The organism is Streptomyces albus subsp. chlorinus, assembly GCF_013302895.1.
Classification (GTDB): domain Bacteria; phylum Actinomycetota; class Actinomycetes; order Streptomycetales; family Streptomycetaceae; genus Streptomyces; species Streptomyces chlorinus.
The window spans coordinates 3,148,995-3,161,056 of record NZ_VJOK01000001.1; the positions used below are offsets into that span (position 1 = coordinate 3,148,995).

Sequence of the window (12,062 nt, forward strand, 5' to 3'; positions counted from 1 at the left end):
CGGGATGGCCGGGGAGGCGGCCGGGTGGCCGGGCCGGGGCCGGAAGCGGCAGGTCCTCTACGCCCGCGGGTAGCGGGAGAGCCAGGCCGGGGAGGCGGTGCCCGGACCGTGCAGGGCGGGTCCCTGGGTCATCTCCATGGCGAAGTCGTCGGCAAGCTGGAGGATGGTGGCCCGGCCCTCCAGCTCGGCGACCCAGCCGGGCGGCAGGGAGGTTTCGCCGTGCATGGTGCCCAGCAGGTTGCCGCAGATGGAACCCGTCGAATCGCTGTCGCCACCGTGGTTGACGGCCAGCAGCAGTCCGTGCCGCACGTCCTCGGCGACCAGCGCGCAGTAGACGCCGATGGACAGCGACTCCTCCGCCGTCCAGCCCTCGCCCAGCGCCGCCACCCGCTCCGGAGAGGGCATGCCCTGGCGGACGGCCCCCAGCGCCCGCTTGAGGGCGTCGGTCGTCTCCTGGTGCCCGGGGCGGGCCGCGAGGTGGACGAGGGCGCGCTGCACGGCGGTGTCCAGGTCGTCGCCGCGTGCCAGGGTGTGGATGATCGCGGCGAACGCCCCCGCCGCCAGGTAGCCGGTGGGGTGGCCGTGCGTCTGGGCCGCGCACTCGACGGCCAGCTGGAAGACCAGCGCGGGCTCCCAGCCGACCAGCAGCCCGAACGGCGCGGACCGCATGACCGTGCCGCAGCCCTTGGAGCCGGGGTTCTTCGGGTGCTCCAGCGTCCCCATCCGGGGGTCGGCCAGCCCGCTCAGACAGGCGTTGCCGGGTGCCCGGCGCGCATAGAGCCACTCCTCGCGTGCGAGCCAGCCGTCGTCCTCGCGGCGCTCGTCGGGGCCCCAGTCGCGCTGGGTCGCCGCCCAGCGGAGGTAGGCGGCGTGCAGGTCGGTGGGCGGGTGCCAGGCGCCGGTGTCGCGGCGGACGTGCGCGCGGATGAGACCGTCCACCGTGAACAGCGTCATCTGCGTGTCGTCGGTGATCGCCCCGCGGCGGCCGTAGGCGGGCAGGTAGTCGGTCACGCCCGGAGGACCGCACTTCTCCCGGATGCCGTCGAGGGAGTCGAACTCGACGGCCGCGCCCAGCGCGTCACCGATCGCGCCGCCCAGCAGGCATCCGCGCACCCTGCTGCGGTAGTCCTGCTGTTCGGCGCGGCCCCATATGGCCGCGCCGCTGTCCGTCCCGCTCGCGCTCGTCACGACGTCCCGCCCCTCCTCGCTGCCCCTCCTCCGGCTGTGGCTCCCGCACTCTAGTGGACGTACGGCGAGGCGGTCCGCCCCTCAGTCCAGCACCGGCAGCAGCTCCGGCAGGTGGCCGTCGGAGGCGCGGGCCGCGCGCAGGCGCTCCTCGGGGACCTCGCCGTAACTTGTGGTGCGGGCGCGGGCCGGGCGGCCTGCCGCCTCCGCGATGGCGACCAGGTCCTTGATGGAGCGGTACGAGCCGTAGGAGGAGCCCGCCATGCGGGAGATCGTCTCCTCCATGAGGGTGCCGCCCAGGTCGTTGGCGCCGGAGCGGAGCATCTCCGCCGCACCCTCGGTGCCCAGTTTGACCCAGCTCGTCTGGATGTTGGGGATCCAGGGGTGGAGCAGCAGACGGGCCATGGCCGTCACCGCGCGGTTGTCGCGTGTGGTGGGGCCGGGCCGGGCGATACCGGCCAGGTAGACGGGCGCGTTGGTGTGGATGAACGGCAGGGTGACGAACTCGGTGAAGCCGGCCAGGCCCTTGGCGAGCGCCTCCCGCTGGATGCGGGCCAGCAGCCGCAGGTGCCCCAGCCAGTGGCGCGGCTGGTCGACGTGGCCGTACATCATCGTGGACGTAGTGCCCAGGCCCACCTCGTGTGCCGTCTGGACGACCTCGACCCAGGTGGCGGTCGGCAGCTTGCCCTTGGTGAGGATCCAGCGGACCTCGTCGTCCAGGATCTCCGCCGCCGTGCCCGGGATGGAGTCCAGCCCGGCCTCCTTGGCGGCGGTCAGCCACTCGCGGACGGACATGCCGGTGCGGGTGGCGCCGTTGACGACCTCCATGGGCGAGAAGGCGTGCACATGGATGCCCGGAACGCGCTCCTTGACCGCACGCGCGATGTCGAAGTAGGCGCTGCCCGGCAGGTCCGGGTGGATGCCTCCCTGCATGCACACCTCGACCGCGCCCACGTCCCACGCCTGCTGTGCGCGGTCCGCGACCTGTTCGAGGGAGAGCGTGTAGGCGTCCGCGTCGGTGCGGCGCTGCGCGAACGCGCAGAACCGGCAGCCGGTGTAGCAGACGTTGGTGAAGTTGATGTTGCGGGTGACGATGTAGGTCACCTCGTCGCCGACCGCGTCGCGCCGTACGTCGTCCGCGATGCGGCACAGCGCGTCCAGTGCCGTGCCGTCCGCGTGCAGCAGGGCGAGGGCCTGTTCGTCGGTGAGCTTCGTGGGATCGGCGGCGGCCTGCGTCAGCGCCTCGCGGATGTCGGCGTCCACCCGCTCGGGCGCCATTCCGGGCGCGGCCCGCTCGCGCAGCTCCGCCCAGTCGCCGTAGATCTCGTCGAAGTCGTCCCGGCGGTCGCCGGTGCGGCCCTCGGTGTCGATGGTGCGGTGCAGATCGGTGCGGCCGGAGGGGACGAACGCCTCGTCCGGCTCCTGCCAGGGCAGGCCCTCGGGGCGTACGTCCTCACGCGCCAGCCCCGTCTCCGGATCGGCGAGCGCCCTCACGTGCGGCAGCACGCGCGGGTCCAGCCACGGTTCGCCGCGCCGCACGAACTCCGGGTAGACCGCCAGCCGTTCCCGCAGCTGGAAACCGGCCCCCGCCGTCCTGGCCTTCAGCTCGTCCAGCTGCGGCCAGGGCTGCTCGGGGTTGACGTGGTCCGGGGTGAGCGGGGAGACGCCGCCCCAGTCGTCGATGCCCGCGCCGATCAGCCGCTCGTACTCGGCGTCCACCAGGTTCGGCGGCGCCTGGAGGCAGCCGGAGGGGCCCATGATGTGCCGGGCGACGGCGACCGTGGCGACCAGGTCGTCCAGCTCCGCGTCCGGCATGCCGCGCATCGCCGTGTCCGGCTTGGCGCGGAAGTTCTGGATGATCAGCTCCTGGATGCCGTGGTAGGCGCGCTGCACACGGCGGAGTGCGAACAGCGAGTCGGCGCGCTCCTCGTAGCTCTCCCCGATGCCGATGAGCAGACCGCTGGTGAACGGGACGTTCGAGCGCCCGGCGTCCTCCAGTGCCCGCAGCCGCACGGCCGGCTCCTTGTCCGGCGAGCCGTGGTGCGGGCCGCCCGGTTCGCTCCACAGCCGCTCCGCCGTGGTCTCCAGCATCATGCCCATGGACGGCGCGACGGGCTTGAGCCGCTGGAAGTCCGTCCAGGACATCACCCCGGGGTTGAGGTGGGGCAGCAGGCCGGTCTCCTCCAGGATGCGGATGGAGACGGCACGGACGTAGGCGAGGGTGTCGTCGTACCCCTCGGCCTCCAGCCACTCCCGTGCCTCCGGCCAGCGGTCCTCCGGCTTGTCGCCCAGGGTGATGAGCGCCTCTTTGCAGCCGAGGGCCGCGCCCTGGCGGGCGATGTCGAGGACCTCGTCCATCGACATGTACATCCCGTGCCCCGCGCGGCGCAGCTTTCCGGGCACTGTCACGAACGTGCAGTAGTGGCACTTGTCGCGGCAGAGGCGGGTCAGGGGGATGAACACGCTCTTGGAATAGGTGATGACGCCCGGGCGTCCGGCCGCTTCCAGGCCCGCGTCCCTGACGCGGGCCGCCGACGCGGTGAGGTCCGCCAGGTCCTCACCCCGCGCCTGGAGGAGGACAGCGGCTTCCGTGCGGTCGAGCGCCACGCCGTCGCGCGCTCGCTTGAGCGCCCGGCGCATCGCGTTGGCCGTCGGCGCCTGTCCGTGTGAGGTCATCCTCCGAGCGTAGCCCGGGACGCCGACAGCGCTTCAGGGGGCAAGGAGGGTGGCCCGTGGTGGCGGGTGCCGCTCCCTTCGCGCCCTCACACGCCCCTCCGCCGCACCGCCCGGCCGGGGCCCGGCCGGCCGCCCTGGGGCAGTCCTTCCGGCGCGTCAGTACGGGGATGGCCGCCGGGAGGCGGGTCCGGCATACGGGCCGAAGCTGGTGACGCTCACCGACCGGCCCGAGCCGGAAGCCGCACCGGCCCGAGCCGCATACCAGGCGTGCAAGGCACCTACCAGACGTGGGGTATCGCCGCGTTGGCCGTTCCCACCCCTGGGACGACGCCGCAGCACCCAAGGGTTCGGTCAGGCACTGCGGAGACATCTCCGGGCCCGCCGTACCCGGGCCCGGGACACGGCGCCCATACCCGGCAGCACGTCCAGGGCCGTGAGGTCGGCGGCGAGGAGTGACTCGGCGTCGCAGTAGCCTGCCCGCATCACCATGTTCGACAGGCGGTGCCCGTGCTTGTCGTGGCCGAACGCGTCACGGAAGCGGAGGTCTCCGCCTCGGAGGCCGCGGCAGGAGTAGCAGCCTGCTCCAGCAGGCATCGGCTCGGCGCCCTCGATCTCGTCCCGCGCCCGGGAGGCGGCCTCCGCACTGGTCGGGGCGTCCACGACACGGGCGACGGGGTCGAAGCCGTCGCTTGGCACGGTTGTCACACCGCGGGTCGCGTCGCCTGGGACGACCGCGGCCACGAGCAGGGTCCTGGTGACCTCCTCGAGGAGGCCGAACACCGTCCAGTCACTCATGCGGCCCATCCTCGCCGCCGCACCTGCGTAGAGGGGCCGGGATCCCCGGCTTCGCCGCTGGCTGGTGTGTCCGGTGTCCTGCGGGGACCTCCCGCCCCCGTGGCCACTGATGGCTGCGTCCCGCGTTCACCGAGCCGGGGGGACGCCCGTCCTCACAGGTACCGGGCGTAGTCGTCGAGGGTGTGCAGGATCTCGCTCCCTGAGGCAGAGGGGAGCTGGAGGACGACTTCCTCGGCGCCCAGGTCGCGGTAGTGGGCGAGTTTGCCCGCGGAGGGGAGGACGAAGCCGGGGACGAGGGCGGGGGTTCCGGTGCGGCCCGCGGAGCGCCAGGCCGCGTGGAGGGCGGGGACGGCGTCCTTGAGCCCGCTGCCGCCGATAGGGAGCCAGCCGTCCGCGTACTCGGCGATGTGGGCGAAGAGGGTGGGTCCCGCGGCGCCGCCGAGAAGGAGGCGGGGACCGCCGGGCCGGACGGGCTTGGGGTGTGCCAGGGAGGCGCGGACGGAGCCGAACTCGCCCTCGTACGCGGTCGGCTCCGGAGCCCACAGGGCGCGCATGAGTCCGACGCGGTCGCGCACCAGGTCGCGCCGTCGGTGCCAGGCGGTGCCGGTGACGCCGTGGTCGGCGGCCTCCTCGACGTTCCAGCCGAAGCCGACGCCCAGGGTGAGGCGTCCTCGGGACATCCAGTCGAGCGTGGCGATCTGCTTGGCCAGCACGATGGGGTCGTGCTGGGCGACCAGGGTGATGCTGGTGCCCAGGGTGATCCGTTGGGTGACCGTCGCGGCGGCGGAGAGGGCGACGAAGGGGTCGAGGGTGCGCCCGTAGGGGCGGGGCAGCGGATCGCCCATCGGGGCGGGTGTCCGCCTGCTGACGGGTATGTGGGTGTGCTCGGGGAGGTAGAGACCGGCGAAGCCGCGCTGTTCGAGTGCGCGGGCGAGCACGTCGGGCCGGATGGTCTCGTCGGTCAGGAGGACGGTCGTCGAGATCCGCATTCCGTCACTGTGCCCGCCATGGGCGGGTAACTCCATGGCGCCGTCGGCCGCCCGGCCGGATCCGGTCGCGTCCGTGTCACCCGGGGGTCTTCTCGGCCTCACCCAGTGCGCGTACAACTCCTCCATGGACGCGTACAGCTCCCCCACGGAAGCGAACGGCTCCTCCCCGGCCCCGCGCGGCACCGGCGCTCCTGTGGACGCGGAGGACTCCCCCGCGGGCACGCGCCGCTTCGGGAGCACGCGCGTGGACAGACGCGACGCGCTGCGGCTGTCGGCCGCGGCGGGCGTCGCGACGGCGGTGACGCTCTGCGGTGTGAGCTTCGCCCGTGCCGCCGACGGGCCGGACGGCGGCGGGGACGGGGACGGGAACGGCGCGGACGGCGGCGGTACGGAGGGCGGCCGGACGGCGCGCCGGACGCTGCGCGGCCATCTGCCCACCGGGGCGCCCGATTTCGTGTACCTGCCGGTGGAGGTCCCGGAGGGGGTGCGGGAGATCGCCGTCTCCTACCGTTACGACAAGCCCGCGGTCCCGGCCGGCACGCCCGGCAACGCGCTGGACATCGGGGTCTTCGACGAGCGGGGGACCGGACTGGGCGGGCGGGGCTTCCGCGGCTGGTCCGGCGGTTTCCGCGACTCCTTCACGATCAGCGCACAGGCGGCCACCCCCGGCTATCTTGCGGGTCCCGTGCGGGCGGGCACCTGGCATGTGGTGCTCGGGCCCTACACCGTGGCGCCGCAGGGCATGGACTACGAGGTGACGGTCACCGTGCGGTACGGGGAGCGGGGCCGCACCCCTCGGCCCGTCCATCCGCCGGAGCGCGCCAGGGGGCGGGGCAGGGCCTGGTACCGCGGGGACTGCCATCTGCACACCGTGCACTCCGACGGCGCCCGTACGCCCGCGCAGGTGGCGGCCACGGCGCGCGCCGCCGGGCTGGACTTCCTCACCACCACCGAGCACAACACCACCTCCGGGCACGCGGCGTGGGAAGGGCTGTGGGGGGAGGATCTGCTCGTGCTGTGCGGGGAGGAGATCACCACCCGCAACGGCCACTGGCTGGCGGTGGGCACCGATCCGGGGCACGTTCTTCGACTGGCGTTACCGGGCGCGCGACGACGCCTTCCCGCGCTTCGCGCGCGCCGTCCGGCGTGCGGGCGGCCTGGTGGTGCCGGCGCACCCCCACTGCCCGTACGTCGGCTGCCAGTGGAAGTTCGGCTACGGGCACGCGGACGCGGTGGAGGTGTGGAACGGCCCCTGGACGGCCGACGACGAGACGGCGCTGGCGGCCTGGGACAACATGCTCGTCAGCCGCGACAGCCGGCTGCCCGCCATGGGCAGCAGTGACGCGCACAGGGAGGGCCAGGACGTCGGCCTGCCCCAGACAGTCGTGTACGCGGACGGTCTGGCCCGCCGCCCCCTGCTGGAGGGCCTGCGCGCCGGACGGTCGTATCTGGCCGAGTCGTCGAAGCTGTCGGTGGAATTGAAGGCGACGACCGCGGGCGGTGCGTACGCCACGCTCGGCGGCACCCTGCGGGCCGACGACGACACCGAGGTGACCGTCACCCTGTCGGTGCGCGGCGCGCCCAAGGGCGCCACACTGCACCTGGTCACGGACGAGGGCACCCTGTGCACCGGCCCCGGCCCCGCCCTGAGCTGGCGCACCACCCCCTCCCTGGCCACCTACGTACGGGCCGAGGTGCGGCATCCCGCACGGCAGGGTTCGGGTCTGCCCGGCGCGATGGCGGCCCTGACGAACCCGGTCTGGCTCGGCGGCGTACGGCCATGAGCCGCCACGCGCGGCGCGGCCCGGCCGGGTCACCGGGTGGGGACCGTCTCCGTGTCCCGCCCCGAGCGCAGCACGGTGCCCGGGACCGCCCCGGTCACCCTGTCGTCGCGTACGGTCTCGACACCGTTGACCCACACACCCACGACGCCCGTCGCGCGGGAGTCGAGGCGGGGGCTGTCGCCCGGCAGGTCGTGGACGAGGGTGGCCGGGCCCGCGTCGATGCGCTCCGGGTCGAAGAGGACGAGGTCGGCGTGCCAGCCCTCCCGCACCTGGCCGCGCTCGCGCAGTCCGAAGAGGCGGGCGGGCTCGTCGGTGAGCATGCGCACGGCGCGCTCCAGTCCGACCAGCTTGCGGCCGCGCAGGCAGTCCCCGAGGAAGCGGGTGGTGTAGGGCGCCCCGCACATGCGGTCCAGATGGGCGCCCGCGTCGGAGCCGCCCAGCATGACGTCCTCGTGCTCCCAGGTCTGCCGCCGCAGTTCCCAGCTGGCCGGGTCGTTGTCGGGCGGCATCGGCCACAGCACGGTGCGCAGGTCGTCGTTGGCGCAGATGTCGACCAGGCAGGCGAAGGGGTCCTGGCCGCGTTCGGCGGCGATGTCCGCGACGACGCGGCCGGTCAGCCCCTCGTTGGCGGCCGAGTAGGTGTCGCCGATGACGTAGCGGTCGAAGCGGGCCAGGCGGCGGAAGACGCCCGCCTCCTTGCTGTCGGCGCGGCGCAGCATCTCGGCACGCACGTCCCTCTCGCGCAGCCTGGCGATGCGCTCGGGGACGGGCAGGCCCAGGATGTCGCCCCAGCCGGGGATGAGGTTGAGGGCGCAGAAGGTTCCCAGTGACATGTTCATGGGCGTGAGGATGGGCATGGTGAGGGCGACCACCCGCCCGCCCTCCTGCCGGGCCCGCTCGCTGGCGGACAGCTGCCGGGGGACGCGTTCGGGGACGGCGGCGTCGATGGTGAGCACGTTCCAGTTGAGCGGCCGCCCCGCCGCCGCTGACATGCGGGCGAACAGGTCGATCTCGTCGTCGGAGAACTGGTCGAGGCAGCCGGCGACGATCGCCTCGATCTGGGTGCCCTCGTGGTCGGCGACGGCCCGGGAGAGGGCCAGCAGTTCCCGGGGGCCGGCGTGCCGGGAGGCGACCGGTTTCCCGTCCCCGTCGGAGTGGCTGGAGGACTGGGTGGTGGACAGCCCCCAGGCGCCGGCCTCCATGGCCTCGTGGAAGAGCCGCAGCATCGCGTCGAGCTGCCCCTCGTCCGGCTGCCCGCCGACGGCGTCGGGCCCCATGACGTACCGCCGCAGCGCGCAGTGGCCCACCATGAAGCCGGCGTTGACCGCGGTACGGCCCTCCAGGGCGTCGAGGTAGTCCCCGAAGGAGTGCCAGTCCCACGGCGCGCCCTCCTCCAGCGCGACCAGGGACATGCCCTCCACCTTGGACATCATGCGCCGTGTGTAGTCGGCGTCCTGGGGGCGTGCGGGGTTGAGCGGGGCGAGGGTGAAGCCGCAGTTGCCGCCCGCGACGGTGGTGACACCGTGGTTCATGGAGGGGGTGGCGTACGGGTCCCAGAACAGCTGCGCGTCGTAGTGGGTGTGCGGGTCGACGAAGCCGGGTGCGAGGACCAGCCCGGTGGCGTCCTGGCTGCTGAGGGCCTCCTCGCGGACGGTCCCGGGCGCGGCGACGACCGCGATCCGTCCGCCGCGCAGGCCGACGTCGGCCCGGTAGGAGGGTGCCCCGGTGCCGTCGACGACGGTCGCGCCCGTGATGAGGTGCTCAAGCATGCTGCGGATGTCCTCCCTTGGTCACGTGAACGCGGCAGCATCCGTACGGGCTCGGCAGGACCGCCCCCTGACCGCCGAGCGCCGCCCCGGGCGCAACGACAACTGTCCCGGCGCGGATGGACCACTGCCCGGAGCGCAAGTGCGCACTGTCCGGAGCGCAAGTGCGCACTGTCCCGACGCGGGAACGAGCCCCCTCCCCGCACATCACGAGCGCTGTCCCGGCGCTGGGCAGGGCGCTGTCCTGTCGGTCTCAGTTCCGTGCCGCGTCGCGGAAGCGGGTGGTGCGGTGCACCGGGTCGGTGTCGATCTGCGGGATCACGTGCTCACCGATCAGCTTGATCGTGTTCATCGTGTCCTCGTAGGAGATGCCGATGGGCAGCCCGAAGGAGAGCTGGTCGGCGCCCGCCTGCTCCCAGCGCTTGCACTGGCGCAGCACCTCCTCGGGGTTGCCGCAGATCATCAGCTCCTCGGCGATGAGGAGGTCGACGACCTCCTCGGTGTACTCCGGGATGAGTTCCGGCCACTGGGGGATGCCCTCGGGGCGGGGGAAGGTGTCGTGGTAGCGGAAGAGCAGCGACTGCAGGTAGTTCAGTCCGCCCCCGACCGCGATCCGCTTGGCCTTCTCGGTGGTCTCCGCGCAGATGGCGGTCGAGGTCACCATGACATTGTCGTTGACGTACCCCCCGAGGGGCTCTGCGTCCTTGACCGCCCCCTTGTACGACTCGACGACCCACTCCATGTCGGAGACCTTCTGCACGCTGAAGCCGAGCACCCCCAGCCCCTTCCTGGCCGCCATCGCGTAGGAGGAGGGCGAACCCGCCGCGTACCACATCGCCGGGTGTGAACCCCCGTACGGCTTGGGGAGGATCTTGCGTGGGGGCAACGACCAGTGCTTCCCCTGGAACCCCTGGTACTCGTCCTGCAGCCACATCCTGGGGAACTCCGCGATGGTCTCCTCCCAGATCTCCTTGGTGTGGTTCATGTCGGTGACACCCGGCAGGAACCCCAGGATCTCGTGGGAGCCGGCGCCCCGCCCCGTTCCGAACTCGAACCGGCCGCCGGAGAGGTGGTCGAGCATGGCCGCCTTCTCCGCCACCTTCACCGGGTGGTTGACCTGGGGGAGCGGGTTGAAGATGCCGGAGCCGAGGTGGATGCGCTCGGTGGCGTGCGCCAGGTAGCCGAGGAAGACGTCGTTGGCCGACAGGTGGCTGTACTCCTCCAGGAAGTGGTGCTCGGAGGCCCAGGCGTACTTGAAGCCGGACTTGTCCGCCTGGATGACGTACTCGGTCTCCTCGACCAGTGCCTTGTGCTCGGCCTGCGGGTCGGTCCTGGCCCGCGCGGCGGGCACGTACCCCTGAACAAAGAGCCCGAATTCCACGTGGCATCTCTCCCTCGGCGGCGCTATTTCTGACGGTCCGTCAGATCCTGGTTGCGTCCGACTGTCGCACCGAGTGACAGGGGCGTCAATACGGCGGACGGTGCGGTGTGGCCGGCTCCGCACGTGAACGTACGGTGAGGAGGTGACCGGCGAACGTGGCGGAACCCGCGGAGTCTTCCTGGCGGAACCGGCGGCCCGCATGGCGGCTTGTTCCCTCTGTTTCACGAGTGAACAAGCAAAGCCCGCACCGGGCGGCCCGGTGCGGGCCCGCGCGGGACGGTCACGGGCGCCCCGGCCGTCCCGCCGCCACCCCGGTCACAGCACCGGGACGCCCGCCAGCCACCCGCCGTCGATGACGAACGGCTGCCCTGTGACGTAGGAGGAGTCCGCACAGCTGAGGAAGAGCGCGAGACGCGCCACCTCCTCGGGGCGCCCCATGCGCCCCTGCGGGATGAGCTTCGCGTAGAACGCCTCCATACCGTCGACCGCCATACCGTCGACCGCCGCAGCGCCGTCGGTACCGGCCGCACTGCTGTCTGCGCCGACCGCACCGCTGTCTGTGCCCGCCGCGCCGCTGTCGGTGTTCGAGGCGCTGCCGTGAGCGTCCGGGGCCCCGCCGGCGGACCCTTCCCCTCGGGCCGGCTCCCCTGCGACCGACCCCCTTGCGACCGCCTCCCCTCCGGGCACCTGTCCCCCGGGCACCTGCCCTTCGGACGCCGCGCCTCCAGGCAGCCGCCCTCCGGACGCCTCCTCCGTGGCTTTCTCCCCTCCCCCCAGCCGCAGCCCGCCCGCCTCGGCCTGGCGGGGGTTCGCCATGGGGGTGTCGATCGCTCCCGGGCACATGGCGTTGACCCGGATCCCCCTGTCGGCCAGCTCCAGCGCGGCCACGCGGGTCATGCTCAGGATGGCCCCCTTCGTCGCCGCGTAGGCGGTCAGGAAGGCCATGCCCGACAGTGCCGCGTAGGAGGCCGTGTTGACGATGGTGCCGCCGCCCGCGCGCGCGATGTGCGGGGCGAGAGTCTTCATCCCCAGGAAGCAGCCCGTCTGGTTGACCGCCACCACCTCGCGGAACTCCTCCACGGGCGTGGTCGCCAGTCCGTTGAAGCGCAGGATGCCCGCGTTGTTGACGAGACCGTCGACCTTGCCGAACGCCTCCAGCGCCGCGTCGGCCGCCGCCCGCCAGCTCGCCTCGTCACGCACGTCCAGGTGGACGTAGCGTGCCCGCGCGGGGCCCAGTTCCGCGGCCACCCGCTCGCCCTGGTCGTCCAGCACGTCACCGAGCAGCACCCGGGCGCCCTCGGCGGCGAACAACCGCGCCTCCGCCGCGCCCTGGCCCCGCGCGGCCCCGCTGACGACCACGACCCGCCCCTCCAGCTTGCCCATTCCGGCCCTCCTCGACGTGACCACGGCTCACCCGTCCCCGTCCCCGTCCCCATGCCCGTCCCCGCGACCCCCGGTCACCGGGGCGGTACCGGGGCCCGACGGA

7 protein-coding genes and 1 pseudogene are annotated in these 12,062 nt (G+C 73.1%); 1 reads left to right on the top strand and 7 read right to left on the bottom strand.

Features of this window, described 5'->3' with window-relative positions:
- Positions 1–57 precede the first annotated feature (57 nt).
- The 4 genes from FM076_RS14010 to FM076_RS14025 all read right to left on the bottom strand — a co-directional run bounded on the left by FM076_RS14010 (position 58) and on the right by FM076_RS14025 (position 5,645).
- Complete coding sequence (locus FM076_RS14010) at positions 58–1,188, bottom strand: ADP-ribosylglycohydrolase family protein (protein WP_173870789.1); 1,131 nt, start codon at positions 1,186–1,188, stop codon at positions 58–60.
- Positions 1,189–1,269: 81 nt separating this feature from the next.
- A complete protein-coding gene (locus tag FM076_RS14015; protein ID WP_173870790.1) occupies positions 1,270–3,861 on the bottom strand; it encodes a bifunctional FO biosynthesis protein CofGH in 2,592 nt (863 codons plus the stop codon).
- 351 nt (positions 3,862–4,212) lie between these two features.
- Positions 4,213–4,656 (bottom strand): hypothetical protein, encoded by a 444-nt coding sequence (locus tag FM076_RS14020; protein WP_173870792.1) that lies wholly within the window; start codon positions 4,654–4,656, stop codon positions 4,213–4,215.
- Positions 4,657–4,808: 152 nt separating this feature from the next.
- The gene (locus FM076_RS14025) at positions 4,809–5,645 is read right to left on the bottom strand and encodes a TIGR03619 family F420-dependent LLM class oxidoreductase (RefSeq protein ID WP_173870794.1); all 837 of its coding nucleotides are present in this window, start codon (positions 5,643–5,645) and stop codon (positions 4,809–4,811) included.
- Positions 5,646–5,889: 244 nt separating this feature from the next.
- Between FM076_RS14025 and FM076_RS14030 the strand changes: the two are divergent.
- A pseudogene (locus FM076_RS14030) lies at positions 5,890–7,429 on the top strand (CehA/McbA family metallohydrolase).
- Between the two features lie 29 nt (positions 7,430–7,458).
- Here the strand turns inward: FM076_RS14030 and FM076_RS14035 are convergent.
- The 3 genes from FM076_RS14035 to FM076_RS14045 form a co-directional block, all read right to left on the bottom strand.
- A complete protein-coding gene (locus FM076_RS14035) occupies positions 7,459–9,198 on the bottom strand; it encodes an N-acyl-D-amino-acid deacylase family protein (protein ID WP_173870796.1) in 1,740 nt (579 codons plus the stop codon).
- Positions 9,199–9,448: 250 nt separating this feature from the next.
- The gene (locus FM076_RS14040; RefSeq protein ID WP_173870798.1) at positions 9,449–10,576 is read right to left on the bottom strand and encodes an LLM class flavin-dependent oxidoreductase; all 1,128 of its coding nucleotides are present in this window, start codon (positions 10,574–10,576) and stop codon (positions 9,449–9,451) included.
- Between the two features lie 315 nt (positions 10,577–10,891).
- On the bottom strand, positions 10,892–11,959 hold the full coding sequence (locus tag FM076_RS14045; protein ID WP_173870800.1) for an SDR family oxidoreductase: 1,068 nt from the start codon (positions 11,957–11,959) through the stop codon (positions 10,892–10,894).
- Positions 11,960–12,062: the final 103 nt, after the last annotated feature.